Source organism: Mesorhizobium sp. AA23, assembly GCF_001672435.1.
GTDB lineage: Bacteria > Pseudomonadota > Alphaproteobacteria > Rhizobiales > Rhizobiaceae > Mesorhizobium.
The window spans coordinates 330922-352619 of the sequence record NZ_LYTP01000023.1 but is presented as its reverse complement, the minus strand read 5'-3'; the positions used below and the strand labels follow the sequence as shown (position 1 = coordinate 352619).

General features: G+C 63.2%; 18 protein-coding genes. 7 read left to right on the top strand and 11 right to left on the bottom strand.

What is annotated here, in order from left to right; all coding sequences use genetic code 11:
- Positions 1–15: 15 nt before the first annotated feature.
- Positions 16–369 (bottom strand): hypothetical protein, encoded by a 354-nt coding sequence (locus A9K66_RS18350; RefSeq protein WP_095800379.1) that lies wholly within the window; start codon positions 367–369, stop codon positions 16–18.
- 83 nt (positions 370–452) lie between these two features.
- Here A9K66_RS18350 and A9K66_RS18345 point away from each other — a divergent pair, with 83 nt between their 5' ends.
- The gene (locus tag A9K66_RS18345; RefSeq protein ID WP_082953982.1) at positions 453–1124 is read left to right on the top strand and encodes a class I SAM-dependent methyltransferase; all 672 of its coding nucleotides are present in this window, start codon (positions 453–455) and stop codon (positions 1122–1124) included.
- Between the two features lie 77 nt (positions 1125–1201).
- On the opposite strand, the gene A9K66_RS18340 is transcribed toward A9K66_RS18345, so the two are convergent.
- From A9K66_RS18340 to A9K66_RS18330, 3 genes are read right to left on the bottom strand one after another with little or no spacing between them, the layout of a single operon-like run.
- The gene (locus tag A9K66_RS18340) at positions 1202–2359 is read right to left on the bottom strand and encodes a glycosyltransferase family protein (RefSeq protein ID WP_067327092.1); all 1158 of its coding nucleotides are present in this window, start codon (positions 2357–2359) and stop codon (positions 1202–1204) included.
- The gene (locus tag A9K66_RS18335; protein WP_067326287.1) at positions 2356–3600 is read right to left on the bottom strand and encodes a glycosyltransferase family 4 protein; all 1245 of its coding nucleotides are present in this window, start codon (positions 3598–3600) and stop codon (positions 2356–2358) included. The genes A9K66_RS18340 and A9K66_RS18335 overlap by 4 nt, the downstream gene beginning before the upstream one ends.
- A gap of 1 nt (position 3601) precedes the next feature.
- A complete protein-coding gene (locus A9K66_RS18330; protein ID WP_066994049.1) occupies positions 3602–4816 on the bottom strand; it encodes a glycosyltransferase family protein in 1215 nt (404 codons plus the stop codon).
- Between the two features lie 672 nt (positions 4817–5488).
- On the opposite strand from A9K66_RS18330, the gene A9K66_RS18320 reads away from it, so the two are divergent.
- Complete coding sequence (locus tag A9K66_RS18320; protein ID WP_067326280.1) at positions 5489–6352, top strand: FecR domain-containing protein; 864 nt, start codon at positions 5489–5491, stop codon at positions 6350–6352.
- 175 nt (positions 6353–6527) lie between these two features.
- Here the strand turns inward: A9K66_RS18320 and A9K66_RS18315 are convergent, their stop codons facing one another.
- The 4 genes from A9K66_RS18315 to uxuA form a co-directional block, all read right to left on the bottom strand.
- Positions 6528–8732, bottom strand: a complete 2205-nt coding sequence (locus tag A9K66_RS18315; RefSeq protein ID WP_067326277.1) for an adenylate/guanylate cyclase domain-containing protein — start codon at positions 8730–8732, stop codon at positions 6528–6530.
- 216 nt (positions 8733–8948) lie between these two features.
- Complete coding sequence (locus A9K66_RS18310; RefSeq protein WP_067326274.1) at positions 8949–10193, bottom strand: MFS transporter; 1245 nt, start codon at positions 10191–10193, stop codon at positions 8949–8951.
- Between the two features lie 139 nt (positions 10194–10332).
- Positions 10333–10470 (bottom strand): MaoC/PaaZ C-terminal domain-containing protein, encoded by a 138-nt coding sequence (locus A9K66_RS31245; protein ID WP_206628220.1) that lies wholly within the window; start codon positions 10468–10470, stop codon positions 10333–10335.
- 71 nt (positions 10471–10541) lie between these two features.
- The gene (gene uxuA, locus A9K66_RS18300; protein ID WP_067326271.1) at positions 10542–11726 is read right to left on the bottom strand and encodes a mannonate dehydratase; all 1185 of its coding nucleotides are present in this window, start codon (positions 11724–11726) and stop codon (positions 10542–10544) included.
- A gap of 188 nt (positions 11727–11914) precedes the next feature.
- Between uxuA and A9K66_RS18295 the strand changes: the two genes are divergently transcribed.
- The 4 genes from A9K66_RS18295 to A9K66_RS18280 all read left to right on the top strand — a co-directional run bounded on the left by A9K66_RS18295 (position 11915) and on the right by A9K66_RS18280 (position 16021).
- Positions 11915–12646 carry an FCD domain-containing protein gene (locus A9K66_RS18295; protein WP_245307579.1) on the top strand — a complete coding sequence of 244 codons (732 nt, stop codon included), beginning with the start codon at positions 11915–11917 and terminating at the stop codon, positions 12644–12646.
- Between the two features lie 17 nt (positions 12647–12663).
- Positions 12664–13449, top strand: a complete 786-nt coding sequence (locus tag A9K66_RS18290) for an SDR family oxidoreductase (RefSeq protein ID WP_067326268.1) — start codon at positions 12664–12666, stop codon at positions 13447–13449.
- Between the two features lie 386 nt (positions 13450–13835).
- On the top strand, positions 13836–14798 hold the full coding sequence (locus A9K66_RS18285; RefSeq protein WP_347404202.1) for a WecB/TagA/CpsF family glycosyltransferase: 963 nt from the start codon (positions 13836–13838) through the stop codon (positions 14796–14798).
- A complete protein-coding gene (locus tag A9K66_RS18280) occupies positions 14795–16021 on the top strand; it encodes an NAD(P)/FAD-dependent oxidoreductase (RefSeq protein WP_067326266.1) in 1227 nt (408 codons plus the stop codon). Before A9K66_RS18285 ends, A9K66_RS18280 begins: the two co-directional genes overlap by 4 nt.
- A 99-nt stretch (positions 16022–16120) precedes the next feature.
- Here the strand turns inward: A9K66_RS18280 and A9K66_RS18275 are convergent, their stop codons facing one another.
- Positions 16121–17278 carry a GNAT family N-acetyltransferase gene (locus A9K66_RS18275; RefSeq protein WP_067326263.1) on the bottom strand — a complete coding sequence of 386 codons (1158 nt, stop codon included), beginning with the start codon at positions 17276–17278 and terminating at the stop codon, positions 16121–16123.
- Positions 17279–17558: 280 nt separating this feature from the next.
- Here A9K66_RS18275 and A9K66_RS18270 point away from each other — a divergent pair, with 280 nt between their 5' ends.
- Entirely contained in the window at positions 17559–19034 is a 1476-nt protein-coding gene (locus A9K66_RS18270) for a hypothetical protein (RefSeq protein ID WP_067326258.1), read from the top strand.
- Here A9K66_RS18270 and A9K66_RS18265 read toward each other — a convergent pair.
- Both A9K66_RS18265 and A9K66_RS18260 read right to left on the bottom strand, forming a co-directional pair.
- Positions 19020–20114, bottom strand: a complete 1095-nt coding sequence (locus A9K66_RS18265) for a glycosyltransferase family 4 protein (RefSeq protein WP_067326255.1) — start codon at positions 20112–20114, stop codon at positions 19020–19022. The genes A9K66_RS18270 and A9K66_RS18265 overlap by 15 nt on opposite strands.
- Positions 20111–21523: a lipopolysaccharide biosynthesis protein gene (locus A9K66_RS18260; RefSeq protein ID WP_067326253.1), complete on the bottom strand. Its 1413-nt coding sequence runs from the start codon at positions 21521–21523 to the stop codon at positions 20111–20113. The genes A9K66_RS18265 and A9K66_RS18260 overlap by 4 nt, the downstream gene beginning before the upstream one ends.
- Between the last annotated feature and the right edge of the window lie 175 nt (positions 21524–21698).

Here is a 21698-nt window from a genome sequence, read left to right as displayed (position 1 = left end):
CCGACCGTGGACCGTTCAATTGCAAGGCTGCAGGACATAGAAGCACCTGCTGGCTAATGGCGCATCGGCAATTTCTTCGTCGCCAACGACATGCTTCGAGCCACAGTGCACCGTGATTGTCCTGCGCTCAACGATGAAAGGACGCTGCGAGGCGGCGCGATCCAGTTCAGGCGCATGGTCGATGACCGCAACACGGGCATTGTTGATTAGCGAAGAAAGCAGCTGGCCAAACGATTGACGGCTGCCGTGGCGTTTTGGCGAACGGCCGCCACAGCTGCGCTGCTGATGCTGGCGCATGAACGCCGATGGTCCGGACTGATGCGACAGCCCCTCTCCGGCACGGGGCAATGGCGAAGCGGCGTGCAGCATGATCAACGTCCGCGAACCAACCAGCCTTGCCGGGGCAAGATTGCGTTGTGTCGCCCGAAATCCCAACCTACAAGACGAGTATGATGGATGTCACGCAACCACGCAATGCGGGCATGGACGGGCACGAACAGGCCTTGGACCTCACGCGGGGAATTGCCGCCTATGTCAACCACCCTCTCGTGGCAGGGCTGTCGCGCGTCATCGCGAGGCATCCGCAGGCCGATATCGCCAACGCCTTCAACCACAAGCAGGTCGCCTGCAAGATGTGGGCACTCGACAAGCTGTTCGATAGCTGCGGCGGCCGGTTCGGGCGCATATGGGTTCTGGGTGGATGGTACGGCGTATTGCCGGCAATGCTTTTCAACGATGCTCGCTTCGACATCGGAGCGATTGATAGCATCGACATCGATCCTGAAGTCGCGCCGGTCGCCCGGACCCTCAACCGGGATGCCGTTGACCGGTTCCGCGCGCTGACGGCAGATATGTACGCCGTTGACTATGCGGCCGCGCAGCCCGACCTGGTGGTCAATACGAGCTGCGAACACATAGTCGATCTGCGCGCCTGGCTTGCCCTGCTTCCGCGGGGCACGAATGTATTGCTGCAATCGAACGATTATTTCAGCGAGCCGACCCACATCAACTGCGTGGCTTCACTGGCAGCCTTCGAAGCAATGGCGGCCCTACGGGAGGTGCGGTTCTCGGGCGAACTGCCGACAAAAAATTATACGCGCTTCATGCTGATTGGAACTGTTTAACGCATTTCGCTCGAAAGAAGCGTGACGGCTGTCGAATAACGACGTCGCGCGAATCTCACCGGGGCGACGCGCGTTAGCTAGAGTTCCGTTTTCAGGGACCATGTTCGATGTCGCTCGCGCAGGATTTGGGCCGAGCGACGCGCGCCTTCCAGATCGAGACGATGCGCGGACGGCCTCGGTCCAGCAAGCGCCTGTTCGATCGCTCGCGCCAAACCTTCAGGCGTTAGGTCCTTTTCCGTCAGCACCGTTGCAAGACCCATTTCTTCGAGCATCAGGGCGCGAACCGTCTGTTCGGTTTCCGCACCCGCCGCAAATGGAACGAGTAGGGAGCGACAACCCGCGCGAAGCACGTCGCAGACCGTGTTGTAACCCGCCTGCGAGACTGACAGACGGGCGCCGGTCAGCAAGCTGGCGAAATCCTCGCGGAACCGGAAGATCGACAGGCCCGGCGTGGCATCGCGTGCGATCGCGTCGACCTCGCCTTTCGGCAGGTTTGGACCGGTGATCAAACACCATTTCCAAGCGCCGTTGGCATTCCGCGCCGCTGCGACAGTGGCACTGACGAGGCTCTTTCCGGCAGCCCCGCCGCCAACCGACACCAGAACGTCGAAGCGCTCGGAGACCGCGGGCGGTGGCGGCGCGGCAACGAGCCCAGTGTAGGCAACCTTGGCCCTGATCGCCCCAGCCAGTGGAAAGGTCTTGTCGATGGTCGCGAAAGCCGGATCGCCGTGGACCATGACAAGGTCGAAATGCCTGTTGATGAGATCGACCGTTTCCTCGTTTCGGCCCGGCTTGACGCGCTCCTGAAGGATATCACGGACGGACGTCGCCAGCAGCGGTCTGGGTGATGTCGCGTCGATGGCCTCGATCAGCGGCAGGAGTTCGAAACGCATCTGCCGGCGTCCAAATGGAAACGCCTCGACAATGACGATATCGGGCCCGCAATCCCGATAGGCCTGCAACAGCATCTCCGAACGCCATCTCCTGAAAGCATCGTCGATGGGTTTGCCCTGCAGGTCGACAAGTCCGGAAAATCCTTCATCGCCGGAGGTGACGGGAGGCAGAGATACAGATTTGACGCCCGATCCTGGAAACCCCGCGATCGGCGCGCCGCCCGTCACCACGGTTACGTCAAACCCGTCATCGACCAGAGCCGCCGCAATGCGGCTGGCGCGCGCAAGATGGCCGATACCCAGGAGGTGCTGGACATAGAAGAAGGCGCGCAGTCGCTTCATTCGGCGGCCCGCCACTCCCGCTCGAACAGTTCCTTGAGCTGCCCAATGCTTGTCAGATGATCGAAATTGGCGCGCACGCGCCACTCTGCAGCGTCACCGAGGCGGGCGCGCAGCACGGGATCACGGATAAGGCGCTCCAGCGCCTGTGCCAGGGCAATTGGGTTTTCTGTCGGGACCAGCAGCCCGGTTTCATCCGCAGATAAAAGCTCCGGCACGCCGGAAATATCGGTCGACACGCAGGCAAGCCGCTGGCTGGCCGCCTCAACCAGAACATTCGGCAGACCGTCCCGGTCGCCGTTTGCGGTGATCCTGCAGGCCAGGGCGAAGATGTCGGCGCGGCGGTAGTGCTCAAGCACCTCCTCCTGAGCAAGCGCGCCTCTCCAAGAGACGCGACCATCCAGGCCGAGCTTTTGCGCCAGCGCCTTGAGCCGTTCCAGTTCCTCGCCGCCGCCGATATGCTCGAAACGCCACGCCAAATCACCAGGCAGGAGGGCAAGAGCCTCCAGCAAGGTATCGTAACCTTTCTTTTCAACGGCGCGCCCGACACTCAGAACGATAACCGGTTCGTCCGGTGCCGAGCCGTCATGCTGTTTCCGCGCCTCGCGGAAGCTGCCGAAGCGATCAAGGTCGAGCCCATGATAGCTCAGATGCAAAGACGAGTTGCCGTTAGCGAGTTTTTTCAGACGGTCGAAGCCGGTTTTCGTGCAAGTGACCGTCCAGCGGGCCGAGGAAAGCTTGCCGGCGAGATCCCAGTCAGGCGAAGTCCAGATGTCCTTGGCATGGGCCGAGCAGCTCCAGGGCAGACCGCGAAGCTGGCTGGCATAGCGTGTCACCGATGCCGGTGTGTGCGCGAAATGCGCATGCAGCCAGCCCACATCTTCCGGCCATTCGGCCGCCAACACGAGCGCTTGCCCGAAGCGGCGTACGCGATTGCGCGTAAAGTCGCGAGGGATGTCGGTAGCCAGCGATCCGAACGCGCGCCAGAAGCCTGGCCGCAGCAGACAAGCAAACAGCGAGCGAGCCACCCGCATCGGTTCTTCATGCAGATATTCCGGCAGATAATGGACGGGCGCTTTGATCTCGTTATGCACCGGATGGCGTTTTGTGTCGGTCGGCCGTCTCAGCGCGACGAGTATCAGGTCGAACCCCGCTCGCTCCAACCCGAGCAGCTCCTGCGCGATGAAGGTTTCCGACAGCCGCGGATAACCCTTCAGAACCACGACGATCTTGCGAGGTTGCAACTCAGTTGATGCCTTCAATGACCGAAAGGTGATGGCCGGCACGCCGGTCGAGCAGTTCCGCGACGATTGCGGAAATATGAGGCAGCCCTTCCAGCCTCAGGTGCGGATTGCTCTGCGATGGGCGGGGCCGATCCGGCAGCACCTTCAGTGTATCGGCAAACCGCTGGGAATCCTCAGCTTCTTCCGGGGAAAGCATCTTGATGAGACCGAGTTCGGCTGCTCGCCGTGCGCGGATCAGTTGCTCCTCGCGCGGCTTGACGCGGGGCACGATCAGCGCCGGCTTGTCGAAAGACAGTATCTCGCAATAGGTGTTGTAACCGCCCATCGCCACTACCGCCTTGGCGCCGGCAATCAGCTCTTCCATGCGGTTGTCGAATTCGATGATCTTGATATACGGGATTTTGGACCCCTTCTTAAGAAACTTGTTGCGCTTGCGCGCCGGCATGTAGGGCCCAAGCACGATCAGCGCCCTATGCTGCAATTGCGGATCCTGCTGATAGGCATCGATAACGTTGTGGATCAGATCGGCGCCGTCGCCGCCGCCACCGGTCGTAACGAGGATATAGTCGCCCTCGGGGCGGTGGCCGGGCAACTCGTTCTTCTGCAGGCTCCGTTGCAGGAAACCGACGAACTTCATCTTTGCCCTGATAGCCGGCGGCACATCCAGGCCGGTCAACGGATCGTAAAAATCCGGCGGACCGTAGGCCCAGACCTTGTCGTAGAACAGGCCTATCTTGCGCATCACATCCCTGCGTTCCCACTCTGCTTCCAGCAGATGCGGCGCATCCATCACCTCGCGCAGGCCAAGCACCAGCGTAGTGCCTCGCGTCTTGAGGTAGGACAGCGTGTCCTCGATCTCACCGCGCAGCCCGAGCGGTTCCTTGTCGACGATGAAGATATCCGGCCGAAACGTCTCGGCTGTGTGGCGAATGATCGACTGGCGCATTCTTAGCGTCTCATGCAGATCGATATCCTTTTCCAGCGAGGTGTATTCGCCGTTGCGCAACTTGATGACGCTCGGGATCTTCACGAAGTCGACGCGGGCGCGGTAGTCGAAGGCGCCGGCGATAGGCGCGCCCGAAATGATAAGCACCTGAAGTCCGTGGAAATCCTCGACCAGGGAATGCGCGATCGTGCGGCAGCGCTGCAAGTGGCCGAGCCCGAACGTGTCGTGGCTGTACATGAGAATTCGAGCATCTTGTACGTGCTGGGTCATTGTCGAACCTCTTTAGAATTCTCGCCTGAGGACCGCGGGCCCCCGCAGGATTCGAACCCATTTCTCGCGGGTCTATCGACCTGTTTTGAACATGAGGGAGCAATTTTTTCAAATTATATTACCCAAGAGGGTTCATATGCTGAGCAGCGTCTGCTCAGCTGCTATGCACATTGGATGCGATGCCCAGCCTATTTGCCTTGTCGGCCTCGTGCGCTGCAGATAGATCACGGCGGATACATGCACTTGTATCGAGACGGGTCGCGGGCTGGCCGATTGCTTGCTTTCAGAAAAGCGGCCAGGGCGATGGCGCTCCTCCCTCGTGGCCGACGCGGCTAAACTGCCCAAGAATGGGCTGAAGATCTTCAAAGACAGCGCGCCGACACAAACCATGATCGATGCCCCAGATGCGGGCGCTCTCGCGCCGCCCACGCAGAACATCGCCTTGTCCCTCAGCCAGACGAATTCAGTAACAGCATTGGCGTTATCCCACCTCCGACCCGATGAGCGAGGGGGCAACCCGCGCGGCCCACCCAAGCGCAGGACCTAACGTCGACGATTGTGCCTTCGAGCGTCGCCCAAGCGAAAGAGCCATATCCTACTCAAATTGAGGTATGACTCCGCGGGGACAGCCTTTCAAGCATGTGCTAATAAAGTCGTTTCGGGGAGGATGCCATGCCGTCCTTGAGGTGGGCTGCAGTTGTCGCGCTTGCCGCGAATCTCATCAATGCGACACCGACCATAGCCGCCGAAGCAGTGGGCCGGGCAGTCGTGATCAAGACTGCCGTTACCGGCGCAACCGGACCACTGGTGGTCAGCGCACCCGTTCATCGGGACGAACGAATCAGGACATCCAATACCGGGCTTGGCCAATTCGTGTTCCGGGATGGCACCAAGCTGGCGGTGGGGTGGGGTTCTTCCGTCGTCCTCGACAAATACGTCTTCAACGATGATAATTCGGTGAAGAAGCTCACCATCCGCGCTGCCAAGGGAACGTTTCGCTGGATAAGCGGGAACTCGCCTTCGTCCGCCTACCAGATTGTGACGCCCGCAGGCACAATAGGCGTGCGGGGAACAGCATTCGATGTCCACATCGCGCCCAACGGCAAAACCGCCGTCGTGCTGCTGAAGGGGTCGGCCCGATTCTGCAGCGGCGGCGGATGCAGGGAACTGAAGCGGCGCTGCGATTGCGTGGTCGCGACGCCGTCAGGCGCGATGTCCGACGTTATCAAGGTCAATCGATCTGTGCTCACCACACTCGGCACCTCGCGGGCATTGCCGTTTCTGACCGGCAATCAGCAGCTCTCGGGAGGCTTTGACGCAATCGGCGGAAATTGCGGGCTTACGGCTGCCATTCAGCAGGAGCATACGGCGCGGCCGGAGCGGCGCAACTCACCGGCACCACCCAGTCCGGGCACCCCCGATCCGCCGAGCCCGCCGCGGGGCGACAAAGATGACGGCAACAACGGCCATGGAAATGATCCGGGCAAGCACGATCCCAGCAATCCCGGAAAATCCAAGGGTCCTGGCAAAAAGTAGCGGCAGGGGTGGCCGGCAGTGGCAAGAGCAGCGGATAGCCGCTCTTTTTCTCGGCGCGTCCGTATCCGACTTCGCCAACCGGTCTGGGCCAACTCGCCCCTACGTCGGGGTGGACGAAATTGTTGCCCTTGAACACCACCGAGTCGAGCGGTCGACCGCCCTACATCAATGAAGGTCAGGAGCCGGAGCCGAATTGTTGCTCCGCATAGCCGGCATTCGCTTCCATCGCCGCTCCCGCCCGCTTGCCAACAAAATCATCCGCTCTGCGCGAGATCCGGCCATAGAATTCCTGCAACCCTGTCGGCAGGCCCGCAGCCTTGGCTTTGGCCGCCGCGATCATCTTTCGGGTGCCTGGCAAGCGCGATTGCAACGCCTCCACGAGCTTGCCGTGGAGAAGCCGCAATTCGGCAAAATCCGGCGACGACCCAACGTTTTCATCGCCTACGACGGCATTGATTCTGGTCCTCGTGCTCTTTCCCTTGAGTTCCAGCGATCCCGCGTCGAGCAAGGCCCAGCCTTGCAGCGATCTTACTGTGTCGTCGGACGCGAGGATATCGAAACTCACCGTCTTGCACGTTGTCTCGATACGCGCTGCGATGTTCACCGCGTCGCCAACGGCCGAATAGTTGAAACGCGACTCCGCGCCCATATTTCCGACACAGGCGACGCCGGTATGGATTCCGATACCGATGCGAACCGTCTGCCCGGCCCCGAATCCGAATGCATCGCTTTCGTTGAGGCGGGCAATCGTCTCGCGCATCGCCAATGCCGCGCGAGCGGCTTTGCGGGGATGATCGGTGACGTCGACCGGGGCATTCCAAAAGGCCATGATCGAATCGCCGATGAACTTGTCGAGCGTGCCTTCATTGGCGGTGACATGACGGCTGAGCGCGTCGAGAAGCGTGTTCAAAAACCGCACGACGGCGGTGGGCGGCAGTCTTTCGCTGATCTCCGTGAAGTTTCGCACATCGACAAACATCACGGTCAGCTCTCGGTCGTCGCCGCCAAGACGAAGCGCGTCGCGCGTGTGCTCGATCCGGTAGAGAAGCGATGGCGACAAATACTGACCGAAGGCCCGCCGGATCGCGCGCCGCTCTCGATCAGTCACCAGGAAGCGGAAAGAGGTTGTCGCGAAATGCGTGATCGTGCCCATGAGGATCGGCGCAAACGGGTCGAACAGCAGTCCCGCAAGCGAAAAGGCAAACCATGATGCGACGAGCGCCAGTCCCGTGATCGCAAGGCCGCAGGCGAGCGCAATCACGGGGCTTACGAAAATCGTCAGAATCACCAGGAGGCTGCCGAGCATCGCGATCGACGCGATTTCCAGCCCGTTTGCCCAATCAGGCCGAGACAGATAGTGGCCGGACAGCACCTGTTCAACGATCTGCGCGTGGATCGAGACGCCCGGCACGTTCTCACCGAGCGCGGTGACACGAATGTCCTGCAGCCCGGCGGCCGAAGTGCCGACAAACACGATGCTGCCTTCGATCGCGGCCCTCGTTTCGGACGAGACGCCGCCGGGTGCAAGCACGTCCTTCGCCGAAACATAACGCTCGGCCCTGTCGGGACTGACATAGAGCCAGAGTTCGCCGGCCGAGGTCACCGGGATAACGAAGTCGCCGATCTTGACGGAGGTCATTATGCCCTGCCGATCCGGCGCGCCGGCAATGAGGTAGGTGGAGGCCCCCTGCGCTACTCTTATGGCTTCGAGGGCAAGATCCGGATAAAGCTGCTCGCCATCAGTCAGAAAGAGTGGGGCTGTCCTCACCACAGCGGTCGATCTGCCGGGATTGAGGCTGATGTGTCCGATGCCGGCTGAATTGGCCTCAAGCTGCGGCCGCAGCGGCGTGGCTGCCTTGATAGGCGGAGGAGCAGCGATCGGGCTCTCGCCCATAAAGGCAATGCCAGCCTTGATTTGCGGCCGATAGTTCCCTTCGTTGGAGATGCCGTAGCCCAGGATAACTGGCTTGCCGGCGATCGACCCGGCGAAGATCTCGTCATTGTCGGGCAGGCGGTCGAGCAGGGCCGGATCGATGCCCGGCACGTCGCGGAGGACAGTGCGAGGCGACAGACGGTCGGGCTCGGCGAAAAGAATGTCGAATGCGATGGCCGCCGCACCAAGCTCCGTCAGCTTTTCGACCAGGGCCGCCATGCGATCCCTGGGCCACGGCCACTGCCCGAACTGCTGCAATGAGGCCTCGTCGATGTCCACCACGCGGACGGGCATCGACTCGAAGCGGCGAGGTGCCAGCCTCTGATACTGGTCGAACGTCGCTTCGCGGGCGAGTCTCAACGGCTGCGGGTCGCTCGCCCGGACAATGGTAAGCGCTGCGACCAGCGACAGACCCAGGATGACGCCGGCCAACTGGGCGCGTGTCATGACATCTGCACCAGTAACTGTGCCGCGTATCCTGCCTGCATGGCCCCGCTCCGGGAGGCAGCTTTCGAGCCTCGAAGCTAGGCTGCATTGTTCCCGGCAAATGTGCAATCGCCAACCCTTACGCCCAACGGAGCAGCGCGGGCCGTGCGCTGGCGATTTGCGTAGCGACGAAGTTCTCAATCGGCTCCAGCGCTAGACAGTCGAGGAGCAAGAGCGCTAGCGGAGGCCGCCGGCCATTTTCTCGCTCTCCGGCAAGTTTCGCAACCACAGCATAGCGGCCGCCCCAAGAAGCGGACCCGGCACCAGCAGCAGGAAGGCCCAGCGCCAGCCACCGATGAAGTCGGCGAAGCGCGGCGTCAGCCAGATGGCGAGCACCGTCAGCGCAAAGCCGGCGCCAAGCTGCACCGACAGCGCCGTGCCGACGAAGCGGCGATCGCCGAGCTCGGTCACTGCGGCTGAGAATTGCGCCGAATCGCCGATCACCGAAATACCCCAGACGACGGCGACCAGCATGAAGAGCCAAAGCGGCCCGGCAAACAGGAAGCCCATCAGCAGCGCACAGCTTCCCGAGACGATCATCATGCCGGCGGTGGTCGCGGTTCTGCCGATGCGGTCCGACAGATAGCCGCCCAACAGGCAGCCAATGATGCCGGAGGCGACGACGAAGAAGGTCGAAAGCGAGGCGGCAGCGGCCGATCCGATCGCCTGCGCCTCGAATGCCGAGCGCGTATAGGCAAGCAGCCACGCCCACATGGCGTAGAGTTCCCACATATGGCCGAGATAGCCGAGATTGGCCAGGAGCAGCGGCCGCTCGCGAAACACCTGCCCGATGCGCGATGGCTCGAACACCGCCTTGCCGAAAGGATAGGGCCCCTCCCTTGCGAACAAGAGAAACAGGAGCGCGCCGACCGTCGTTGCTAGACTGGCGGCCGCGACCACCGGCCGCCAGTCGAGCGCGGTCAGGACAGCGCGAAAAAGATGCGGCAGCGCCGAGCCGATGGTGAGCGCGCCTATGACTGCGCCGAGCGCCAGCCCCCGGTCGCGCGTGAACCAGGTGGCGACGAGCTTCAGCGCCGGCGGATAGACGCCGGCAAGTGCTGCGCCGGTGACAATACGCGCGGCGATCACGCCGCCCGGCCCGAGATGAAACAGCAGGCTCGCATTGGCGAGCGCGGCGACAAAAGCGGCGGCCGCCATCAGCCGGCTGAGCCGCACCAAATCGGGAAGGTTGACCAGGCTCGCCCCCAGCGCACCGATCACGAAGCCGACCTGAACGCCGTTGGTCAGCCAGGCCTCCCCGCCGGCGCCGAGCGCGAGCTCCTGCCTCAGTTCGGGCAGGATGGCGGTCGCCGAAAACCAGGTGGTCAGCGACAGAACGACCGCCAGGCAAAGCAGCGACAGCACGCGCCAGCGGCCGCTGTCGGCGGCCATGCCAAGCGGGCTGCCGCTCACCGCGCTCATGCGCCTTGCAGCGGGACGGTCAACACGGTCGCCGCGCCGGTGGGACAAAGCTCCCCTGGCCGTTGCGTAGGCTGGTCTCGATCTTGCAGATCGGCTTGTCGGGGCGCAACTTCTTGACCTCCACGCGTCCGATGATCGCCTACTCAACGCCGACCGCCTTGACGAACTTCCATGCGATTTCGAGAAAGACGGTCCCGGGCCCGGGCAAATCCTCCGCGACCAGGGCATTGAGAATACCAGAACTGACGCCGCCGTGGAGGATCGGCTTGCCGAACACCGATTCTCGGCCAGCGCGGTCATTATGCAGCGAATTGCGCTCGCCGGTAATGTGGGTGGAGAGTTTCGATTCTATGCCAGCCCGAACCGTTCGACGGCCCGCATGATGCCGCGCAGTTCGGCGAGGCCCTTCAGCCTGCCGATCAGCGAATAACCGGGATTGATCCTGGTCTTGCCGATGTCGTCGGCGAGCAGATGTCCGTGATCGGGTCGCATCGGAATGCGCCAGTCGGCGCGGCCTTCCTTTCGACGGCGCGCTTCCTCCTGCATCAGGGCGAGGATGACATGCGCCATGTCGGTGCCGCCCTCGAGATGCTCGGCCTCATAGAAGGAGCCGTCATCCTCGATGGTGACGTTGCGCAGATGGACGAAATGGATGCGGCCCGCGAACTCCTTGACCATGGCGACGATGTCGTTGTCGGCGCGCGTGCCGTAGGAGCCGGTGCAGAATGTCAGCCCGTTTGCCGGGCTGTCCACGGCATTGAGGATGAATCGCGCATCGTCAGCTGTCGAAACGATGCGCGGCAGGCCGTAGAGCGAGAAGGGCGGATCGTCGGGATGGATGCACATGCGCACCCCTTCCTGTTCGGCGACCGGAATAATCTCGCGCAGGAACCAGGCGAGATTGTCGCGCAATTCCCTTGGCCCAATCGAATCGTACTCGGCCAAGGCCTCGCGAAAACTGTCCCGGTTGTAGCTGCGCTCGGTGGCGGGCAGTCCGGCGATAAGGTTACGCTCGATCCGGTCGATTTTCTCGTCGCTGAGCTCTTTCAATCGCGCTTCCGCTTCGGCGATGCGCGCGGCGCTGTAGCCGGCCTCGGCATTCCGTCGCTTCAGCACGAACAGGTCGTAGGCCGCGAAATCGATCGCGTCGAAACGCAATGCATAACCCGTCGTCGGAAGGCGATACGCCAGATCGGTGCGGGTCCAGTCGACCACAGGCATGAAATTGTAGCAGATCGTCGCGATGCCGGCCTTCGCCAGCGCTCGGATCGTATCCTTGTAAAAGCCGACATAGCGCAGCCGTTCCGGCGAGCCGATCTTGATCGAGTTGTGGACGGGGATGCTCTCGACGACCGACCAGGTCAGCCCCGCCGCCTCGATGATCCGCTTGCGCTCCAGGATGTTTTCCAGCGGCCAGGCGCGCCCGTCATAGATGTCGTGCAGCGCCGAGACGATTCCGGTCGCCCCGGCCTGCTTGACGTGATCCAGCGTCACCGGATCGTCCGGGCCATACCAACGCCAGCACTGCTCCATTTTCTGCCTTCCTTTGAGAGGGAGCGGCAAGTTATTGTTGGACCACGATGAGAGTCAATGACAATTTGGGCTTTATCGGACGCCCTAATGGCCGACAGTAGCCCGGCAAACTGATCGAGACCGCATCCAACTCGATTGTTTTCCCGGAATCTTGCGATATTCTGGTCCAACAATTTGGGAGATCGTCATTGGAAAATTCTCAGGCCGTGCGCGAGAGCGTCGCCCGCCGGCACCCCGGCGGCAGTTCGGCGGTCGATGCCGCGGCCGGGCGGATCCTCGATCTCATCCGCTCGCGGCAGCTGAATGTCGGCGACGTGCTGCCGACAGAGCGCGAGCTCAGCGAGATCACCGGCGCCAGTCGCAACACTGTGCGCGAGGCTTTGCGCGCTATCCGGACCTACGGGCTGATCGAACCGAAACCCCGCGTCGGGGCGGTGCTCGCCGACGGGCATAGCATCGCCATCCAGAATTTCTTTGCCGCGCATATGGATGTCTCGCGCTCCTCCTTCGCCGACATTCAGGGCTTCAGGCGCATCATCGAAGTCGGCATCGGCGACCACATCGTGCTCAACGCCACCAACGAGCAGATCGAAGCGCTCGACGCGGTCAACGCGCGGATCGTCGAGAGCCGCTCGATCCAAGAGGCCGCCGAGAATGATTTCGACTTCCACATGGCGTTGATCGGGCTGGCGGACAACCGCATGCTGTCGGACATGTATTCCTTCCTTTCCCCGGTGATCCTGCGGATCATGACCATCGGCAAGGAGATGCGCCCGGTCCTGGCCGACACCCGCGCCGCGCATGGCGAGATCGTCGCCGCCCTGCGCGCGCGCGACAGAGTGGCCTACGCCTACCTGATGAGCCGCCATCTGGATTTCGCCCTGCGATTCCTGCCGGAAGAGCCGGGTTCCGACACGTGACTGAAGGAGTTCCCGCAATGAAGGATTTTGTTGGCAAGGTCGCCCTGGTGACGGGGACGACGGGAATCGGTCTGGCAACCGCCAGGCGCCTCGCCGCAGGGGGTGCTGCGATCATCGCCTGCGGCATCGACCGCTCGGCCAATGCGGCAATGAGAGCGGAGCTGGAAAGCTCCGAAGCCGGCGCGCTGGTCGTCGACACCGACGTCTCCGTGGCGGACCAGGTCCGCGATGCCGTCGCTGCCGGGGTGGCACGGTTCTGCGGCCTCGACGTGATCGTCAATTCGGCGGCCGTCCATCCCTACGGAACCGCGACCACGACTGACTGGGAAACATGGAACAAGGCCATGACGGTCAATGTCGGCTCGATCTACCTGACGGCGCATTTCGGCATCCCCGAAATGATCCGCCGCGGGGGCGGCGCCATCGTCAATGTCGCCTCGGTGCAGGGTTTCGCCTGCCAGCAGAACGTCGCCGCCTATGCCACGACCAAGGGCGCAATCCACACGCTGACGCGTTCGCTGGCGCTGGATTACGCGGCGGCTGGCATCCGGGTCAATTCGGTCAGCCCAGGCTCGATCCGCACACCGATCCTGGAGAAGGCCGCGCATGGCGAAACCGGCAGCGATGCCGATGTCGAGGAAGCGTACAGGCGCTTCGGTGCGGCGCATCCGCTTGGCCGCATCGGCGAACCGGAAGAAGTGGCCGAACTCATCGCCTTTCTGTGCTCCTCCAGAGCGAGCTTCTGCACCGGCGCGGATTACAAGATAGACGGCGGCCTGACCGCCGGCATCGGTGTGAAATAGAGCCATGAAGATCGGTCTTGGCCTTTGCCGGAGTAGCTGACGCCGGACGATTTCCGCTTTGCCCGTCTGGCGGGCGCCATGCATGTCGCTGCCCGCCTCACCAACTATTTCGTGGCCCAGGATCACCCAGGATAGATCAGGAGCTTGTTGGCATTGCAATGTGGTCGCACCAGTGGCGATCGCATCGCATTCGTGTTGAAAACGCAGCTTCAAAATCACCCAAAAAGCAAGTGAAGTCGAGGTCGAAAGGTTAAACTGATTTATATTTCGATTCAAATTGTCCATATTAACTAACTATTAACATGTCGCTTAACTTTTTGATTTTTTTAGGTATGGTGCCATGAAGGAGGTAGTTTGAACTACCGGAGAGTGGGGCGACTTCTCCTATGCGAAAAGTTTTAGAAACTTCAAAAAGAGATTTTGAACAACACAGCGCTACGACCGGCGGATCGGATCCGCTCCACTCCAGCCAACATCTGACGTCCGCGAACCATGAGACCTCTCGTTTTCCCCGGTTGCAGCACCAGACTTCGACCGGACGTCCAAGCGTGACCGCCGTGGCAGCGCTGGAAGCAGCCCCTTCCCGGCAGGACCTGCCTGCATTGCCGACGGTGCAGCTTGGCGGGCTGCCTGTCACCGTGATCGATCGGCAGGGCGCCGCCCGCCTGATGCTCGCGGCGGCGCGGCAGCACCGCCATGGCAGCCGTCCCTACTACTTCACCTCCGCCAACGGCGACGTCATCGCCCAGGTTCGCGCGAAATCTGAGATCGCCGCCCTCTTCCGCGAAGCCGACCAGATCTTCGCCGACGGCCAGCCGCTTGTTCTCGCCTCGCGCCTATTGTGCCGCACGCGGTTGCCGGAACGGGTGGCCACCACCGATCTGTTCCACGATGTGGCGAAGCTCGCCGAGAACGAGGCCGCGACCTTCTATCTGCTTGGATCGACTGAGGCCGGGAACGCCAAGGCCGTGACCGCCATCAAAGCCAGCTATCCGCGCCTGCGCATCGTCGGCCATAGCCATGGCTACCTCACCGGCGAAGCGCTCGAGAAAAAGCTCGAAGAGATCGACGCGCTTGCACCGGACATATTGTGGCTCGGCCTCGGCGTGCCGCGCGAGCAGATCTTTGTCCGCGATTTTGGCTCGCGGCTCTCGAATGTCGGTGTGATCAAGACTTCCGGAGGGCTGTTCGACCATATTGCCGGCAAGGTCCGGCGCGCCCCCCTCTGGGTCCAGAAGGCGGGTTTCGAATGGCTGTGGCGCATGTTGATGGAGCCGCGCCGGCTGTTCTGGCGCTACTTCACCACCAATCCGCGTGCCCTTTATGCCCTGTTGAGGTATTCCCAATGACAGCCGAACATTCGCTTCGTCCGCTGCCGGAGGGAACCGACACGGAGATCGCTGTCGTCGGCGGCGGGCTCTCCGGGACACTTGCCGCGACTCTCCTCGGCCGGTCGGGCTACCGTGTCACATTGATCGACCGCCACCCCGTTTTTCCGCGCGAGTTCCGTGTCGAGAAGATCGCCGGCGACCAAATCGACAAGCTGCGCCGGATCGGCCTCCTCGACAGTCTTTCCACGGCGGCCGCGGCATTCGACGAGATCGTCAACGTGCGCAAGGGGCGAGTACTCGACCGCACGCGAGCCCGCCACTACGGCATTTTTTACGACGACCTCGTCGCGGCGATGCGGGCCGAACTGCCCAAGGCCGTACGCTTCGTCGCCGGCAGGGTGAGCGCTGTGGAGGCCGGCCCAGAGCGGCAGCGTGTGTCGATCATCGGGCAGCCGGATGTGACGGCTCGCCTGCTTGTGCTCGCCACCGGCATGGGCGACATCCTGCGGCGCGACGTCGGCATCGAGCGCCGGTTCGTCCACCAGCGCCAATCGCTGACTTTCGGTTTCAATGTCCGGCCGGCGGGAGCAAGCGCGTTCAAGCATCTGGCGTTGACCTATTACGGCGAACGCGTTTCGGACGGCATCGATTACCTCAACTTCTTCCCGGCCGGCGGCGTTACCCGCGCCAACCTCTTTGTTTTCCGGGAGCATACCGACCCGTGGGTCAAGGCGCTGCGCGACCGCCCGCGCGAAACGCTCATTGAAACGCTTCCGGGACTCCTCAAGACCTTTGGCGATTTCGAGGTCATCGACCGCGTTTCGAGCTGGCTCACCGACATCACCGTCGCCGAAAATTGCAAGCGCGACGGCGTCGTCCTGATCGGAGACGCCTATCAGACATCCTGTCCGGCCGCCGGAACAGGCGTCAGCCGCCTCCTCACCGATGTGGAGCGCCTGTGCATGGTGCACGTGCCGCAGTGGATGGCCTCGCCCGGCATGGCGGCGGCGAAGATCGCCACCTTCTATGATGATCCCACGAAGCAGGCGATGGATGAACGGGGGCTCGAGTTGGCGAATTTCCGCCGCAGCTTGACCATCGACACGGACCTGCGCTGGCGCGCGCGCCGGCAGGTTCATTTCAGCCGTCGCCGCATCCTGCACGAGATCGACAAGTTCAGCCCGAGCTTTGCCGCGCGGCTGCGCGGTCTCAAGCGGCCGCAAGTGGAAGCCGTGACCTGATTGCGGGTAAGCCGGCGCATTTCGTTCAAAGTACGCTTCGGCATAGGCGTGCGCGACCGCCTGAAGCTAGCGTAAGGCGTCCGAACCGACCCGCTTCAACTAGGACGACTCGGCGGCTTCATCGGCAGCCGGCGGCACGATGACAGCCGAAGGCTTGGCCTTCTTGACATGCGCGGCCTCAAGGATATGCCGCGCCAGCGCCTTGGCCGCCGGCAATTTCTGCACCGTTAGATGCGCCGCATAGCCGAGCGGACTCCCTGCGCGGTAGATTTGCCACATCGGTGAAGGCCGGCCGCCGAACACGCGCTTGTAGGGCTCGTCGCCGATGGTGAAATCGAGGTGTTGATCGCCGCGCTCGATGCAATCGCGGGCGATCTGCTCGAACATCAGGCTGCCGATCGACTGCTTCCGGTAGCCGGCCTCGTCGAAACCGCCGAGGATGACCAGGAGCGAGCCGCGGTGCTCGAGCCCGAGCGCGCCGGCGATCGGCTGGCCGTTCATCCAGAATGCATAGGTGCGGGCGAAGCCGCCGCACCCTTCATTGGCCACGGCCAGGTAGAAATCGAAATAGGAAGGCAGCTGCAAAAGGTCGGCCGGACCGTTGCTGCCGTCGAAGCGTTTGCCGCGATAGAGCTTGAGGGCATCGAATGTCGTGCGGACCGCGGCCGGGCCGTCAACGCATTCGAAGCGCGCCTCCCCGATGCGGTTGAGCTGCCGGGATTTCTTGTCCAGCTCCTTGCGATAGGACTGGTCCAGCCGCTGCTCGCGCCAGCCGGCGAATGTCGGCTCCAGCTTGCTGGAATAGGCGCTCATGCCCATGCTGTCGCGCTTGTCGACGCCAAGCAGGCGCTCCATCGCCAGGGAGCGGTCCGCCAGCTTGCCGATGCGCAGGAGATCGTATGGCCGCAGATGCTTGCGGATGGCGGCGACGGTGCGGGCGTCGGCAAGAATGCGGGAGAAGGTCTCCTCGTCGGCGACGGGCGAGACATAGTCCGAAACCCGCATATCCGCGAATTCCACGACCTTCAGCAGCGTGTAGCGGCGCCTCACCAGCGGCAGGACCATCGCGAGCCTTCCGCTCGCACGCACGCGGACGACGATGATCAGTGGCGTGGCGGCGCCTCGCCGCACGAGCCTCTCATAAAGTTGCGCGAGCCAAATCGGATGCTGAAAAGCGGTTGCCGCCGAGCTGGCGAAGAGCTCGGCGTACTCCGTCGAACGGAAATCGAACGCATCCTCGGCAGTGACTTCAAACATGTGATCCGAACCGGCAGGGACAGCGGCTATCCACGACTTCTTACGTTCCAGGTCAAGACCGGTCGCCGCGATTGTTGGAATCTTGGTATATGCCGAAACCGCTAATCTTGCGTTGCATGGCAGGCCGGGCGGACGACCACAACCGCTTCGGGATCGCAAGTCGAAAATCATGCCGAAAAAGTAGAAATCCGGTCTTGCGTGTAACGCCGATGTAAGTATTTTCGGCCAGTCTCTCGTTCCTCATTGTTGGAAATCCGAGCAGGACATAGCCGCCCAAGACATGCTGGCGATCGAGGTCATCGTTCCGCAATCGGCGCCCCGCCATTGGCAGCGGCTCGCCATAGAGCGGCTGGAGGCGGACGGCCACGATGTCGCGGTGGCGCATCAGCCCGGGCCGGCGACCTGGCCGGCAGCGGCAAAAGCCGCCTTCCAGTTCGAGCAACGTCTTTTCCGCCGGCGCGGACCCCTTCTCGGCTCCGCGCTGCAAGCAATCCCGGCACGGCCCGGCGGGCGCCCCGCCGCGCTGAGGCTCGATCTTGCCGGCGATGCGGCCTTGTCGAATGTCCCCACCATCGGCCTTCGCTTCGACGGATCCAGCGCCGATCTGTCGGCTGCAATCGCCGTCGCGGCCGGCAGGCTCCCGGTGATCGAGGCCGTGCTCGACAGGAAGACGGTAGTCGGCCAGGCGCGGCCCATGGTCGACAAGCGGGAATCCACCGCACTCGGCACCGAGGACGTGTTCGCCCGCGCCATTACTCTGGTTCAGTCGGTCACCCGCGCGTTCGCGGCGGACCGGCTGCCACGAGAGGCCGTGGCTGAAATCCATGGTCGTGGCGAGCGAGGCGGGTTCACATCCGCCTATCTCGGCGCGGCGCTGCCGCGGCTCGGCCGGGAAGCGCTTCGGCGCGCGCGCTTCCGCCACGCGCATTGGCGTGTCGGCTATCGCTTTACCGATGCCCTGGGCGTCGCCGATACCGGCAAGCTCGGCACCGGCTGGTCGGTGCTGCCGGACCCGGGCGATCATTTCTATGCCGACCCGTTCCCCTTCTGGTGGCAGGGTCAGCCCTTTGTGTTCGTCGAGGACTATCCGCACGCGACCGGAAAGGCGGTCATTTCCGTTGTCCCGTTCGACGCGGATGGCGTTCCTGGCGAGCCTCGGGTCGTGCTGGAGGAGGCTCACCACCTCTCCTACCCGCAGGTATTCGAGCGCGACGGCGCGATCTGGATGCTGCCGGAGGCGAGCGCCGGCGGCAAGCTCACACTCTACCGCGCGTCGGGCTTCCCGGACAGCTGGCTTGCCGAGACCGTGCTGGTCGAAGGCGAGATTTCCGATGCCACCTTGTTCGAGCATGAAGGCATGCTCTGGCTGTTCGCCACGGATCGTGACGGCCATGGAAGCACTTCCGACACGCTGGTGATTTTCTCCGCCCCCGCGCTTGCCGGTCCGTGGCGGCCGCATCCGGCGAACCCGATCCTGATCGACCACCGCATGGCCCGCCCCGGCGGAGCCTTCGTGCGCAACCGCGACGGCCGCGTGCTTCTTCCGGTCCAGGACGGAACGCTGGGCTATGGCGGCGGGCTGGGCCTGTCGAAGCTGCTGGAGCTCAACCAGCAGACGGTGCGGCTGTCGCCGCCGCGGCCGATCGATGCGGCTGGCGACTTTCCTTATCCGAAAATCCACACACTCAATCGGGCCGGGCGCCTGGAAGTGATCGACGGGATCGCCGCCGTGCGCAAGCGGTCAGGCAAGCAGTAGCGCCTCGTAGCCCGCGCACATCCTGGCCGGCGAATACTTATCCCGCAGCCGCCGTCCCGCCTCTGAAAGCCTGGCCTTGGCTTCCGGCCGCGCAAACAGATCGCCAAGGCCCCTGGCCATGCCGGCAGCGTCGGCCTCGACGAAGAGTGCGGCGGGAGAGCCGTCCTCCGCGGTCAGCACCTCGCGCAAGACGTCGAGGTTGCTGGCCACAACCGGCAGCCCGGAAATGGCTGCTTCGACGCAGGCGAGGCCGAAGGTCTCCGTCATCGAGGCAAACGCATAGGCATCCCCGGCCGCGAGGAATTCGAAGATGCGCGTCGGCGGAACCTCGCCCACGAGATGCAGGCGGTCGGCAACGCCGCGGCTTTCGGCAAAGGCGACGAGCGCTTCGCGCTCCGGCCCCGCGCCTGCCAGCGCGACATGGACGTCGGGCAGTCGATCGAGCGCGCCGACAAGCGCGATCTGGTTCTTCATCCGCGTCAGTCGGCCCGATGATACGGCCAGCCAAACGTCCTGCGGCAGGCCGAAGGCGGCGCGCGCCGCTGCCTTGTCGAATTCCTCGCCCGGCGCGGGTACGCCGTGATCGATGCGACGCATGCGCCGCCGATAGGAGCGCGGATAGCGATCGAACTGCGCTTGAGTCCAGCCGGAATTGACGACATTCGCCTGGTAAAGGCCGACCGTGCCCATCAGCTTGTCGATTTGGGAGAGCAGCCCCATGACGCCCATGCTTTGCGGGGCGCCGCTTTGGTTTGCGACGATGTGCCTGACGCCGGCCAGCCGGGCGCCGATCGTGCCGAAGATATTGCCATAGTGTTGGTAAGTGATGACTGCGTCGGGGCCTGCCGCGCGCAGATATCGCGCCAAGCCGACGGTCGCCCGGATCTGCCCGGGCAATCCGCGCGGTCTGTCCGTCAGGACGAAATCCACATTGGGATCGCGGTCATAGGCTTCGGTCTTGCGGTACATGAAGACGGTGCGCACCTCGTGCCCGCGCGCCCGCAAGCCCTCGCCCACCATGTCGGAGATGCGCTGCGCCCCCGCTGCTTCCGCCTGGGTCTGCACTTGGACGATCTTCACGTGCGCCCCTTCAGGAGGGCATGAGGCACCAGCCCGATCCTGTCCAGGGACAAGCCGAGGATCGACGGGTTGATGCCGATTCTGCGCCGGGCGATCAATACCCCGAAAGCCGTCCATGCGATGACGGTTCCGGCAATGCTGAGGGCCGCTCCTATGGACCCGAGGTAGTAAGTTGCCACGGCCGTCACGCAAAGTCCGACAACGTTGACGATGACCAGCACCTTGAAGAGCGCATGCTGCAGACCCGTCAACTGCAACAGGACTTCGATCGGGCCGCAAGCGGTGCCGAACGTCGCCCCGATGCCGAAGATGACGAGCGTCGCCCTCATGGTCGGCGTCGCATAGGCCGGATTGAAGATGGACAGGATGAAGTCGCCGAATATCCAGAAGGACGCCAGCACGCACAGCGCAATGGCCGAGCCGCCAAGCGCGGCGAGGCTGGTGATGCGCTGCACGTGAGCCCTGTCGCCGCTGTAGAAGGCCGCCGATATCTGCGGCGCCAGCGCCTGGTTGATGCCGTTGAGGGCAAGGGTCACGAAGCGCGTGGTCCGGTCCGCCACGAAGATCGCGCCTGCCGCCTCTGGCCCCAGGATCATCGCCACGAGCAGGGTGCTGACCTGGCCGAGCGCGGGCGGCAGCGAGGTGACGCCCCACAGGCCAAGCGTCACCGTCTTGAATTCCTGCTTTTGCCCTTCCGTGAGACCACCGCGATCTGCCCGCGCCGTGTCGCGCAACAGCACAATTGTTTGCGGGACGACCGACAGGATGAGCAGCAGCGCCGTCAGATATGTCGCCGCGATCGCATCGATCTTCACTTGCATGAAGTGCAGCGCCGCAACGGCGGCGATTGTCGCCGCGCGCCAAATGATGTCCCGCGGCAGCAGGCCCGATATCAGCGCGTTCTTGGCCCGGAAGGCGCCCGAGGTAAACTCCGACCAGCCGAGCGAGAACGACAGCACCGCCGCCGCCACGCATAGCGGCAGCCATTCCGGCGTTCCCCTGCCGACGAAGGGCAGGAATCCCACCACGATGATGAGCAGGCTGGTGCCGACAAGCCCGGCCAGCGCCACGAGAATGGCACGCGCCATCAGCCCGTGAGCCGAGCCGAGATCGCCCAGCCCGGCATATTGAGGCCAGAACCTGAGCACGGTGCTCTGCTGGCCCACCGAAGCGAAGAAGGAAACCAGGCTCGCGCCGGCATAGGTAGCGCTGTAAAGACCGAACTCGCGTTCGTTCGTCACCATCGCCACGGCCACGAACATCAGGAAGGACAGGCCCGCGCTGGCAAGCTTGATGATGCCGGCCACGGCGCCGCTCTTGGCAAGCGCCGTGACCGACATGCGCATGTCGGTCGCCGGGCTGGCCCCTGCCCCGGGGGCGGCCTCGCGGTTCCCTTTAGTGTCCTTCAACCTCGCCTCCTGAGACGATCGGCGATGGGCTACCCGCACCTACGACGACGCTCAAAACCCGATCCTGCATAAGCAAAATGCCGCAACCGCGCCAGCGCGAACGCTTCGCATGGTTACCGGCATCGCCAGCGCCGAGCGCATCGTCACGCCGCCAAGCTTAACGGATGGCTAACGA

Coding starts and splice junctions, on each gene's coding strand:
- A9K66_RS18270 (WP_067326258.1), top strand. CDS start 17,559: ATGCTGGCGATCGAGGTCATCGTTCCGCAATCGGCGCCCCGCCATTGG.
- A9K66_RS18315 (WP_067326277.1), bottom strand. CDS start 8,732: ATGACACGCGCCCAGTTGGCCGGCGTCATCCTGGGTCTGTCGCTGGTC.
- A9K66_RS18350 (WP_095800379.1), bottom strand. CDS start 369: ATGCTGCACGCCGCTTCGCCATTGCCCCGTGCCGGAGAGGGGCTGTCG.
- A9K66_RS18345 (WP_082953982.1), top strand. CDS start 453: ATGGATGTCACGCAACCACGCAATGCGGGCATGGACGGGCACGAACAG.
- A9K66_RS18285 (WP_347404202.1), top strand. CDS start 13,836: ATGCGAAAAGTTTTAGAAACTTCAAAAAGAGATTTTGAACAACACAGC.
- A9K66_RS18275 (WP_067326263.1), bottom strand. CDS start 17,278: ATGTTTGAAGTCACTGCCGAGGATGCGTTCGATTTCCGTTCGACGGAG.
- A9K66_RS18320 (WP_067326280.1), top strand. CDS start 5,489: ATGCCGTCCTTGAGGTGGGCTGCAGTTGTCGCGCTTGCCGCGAATCTC.
- A9K66_RS18330 (WP_066994049.1), bottom strand. CDS start 4,816: ATGACCCAGCACGTACAAGATGCTCGAATTCTCATGTACAGCCACGAC.
- uxuA (WP_067326271.1), bottom strand. CDS start 11,726: ATGGAGCAGTGCTGGCGTTGGTATGGCCCGGACGATCCGGTGACGCTG.
- A9K66_RS18290 (WP_067326268.1), top strand. CDS start 12,664: ATGAAGGATTTTGTTGGCAAGGTCGCCCTGGTGACGGGGACGACGGGA.
- A9K66_RS18340 (WP_067327092.1), bottom strand. CDS start 2,359: ATGAAGCGACTGCGCGCCTTCTTCTATGTCCAGCACCTCCTGGGTATC.
- A9K66_RS18280 (WP_067326266.1), top strand. CDS start 14,795: ATGACAGCCGAACATTCGCTTCGTCCGCTGCCGGAGGGAACCGACACG.
- A9K66_RS18310 (WP_067326274.1), bottom strand. CDS start 10,193: ATGAGCGCGGTGAGCGGCAGCCCGCTTGGCATGGCCGCCGACAGCGGC.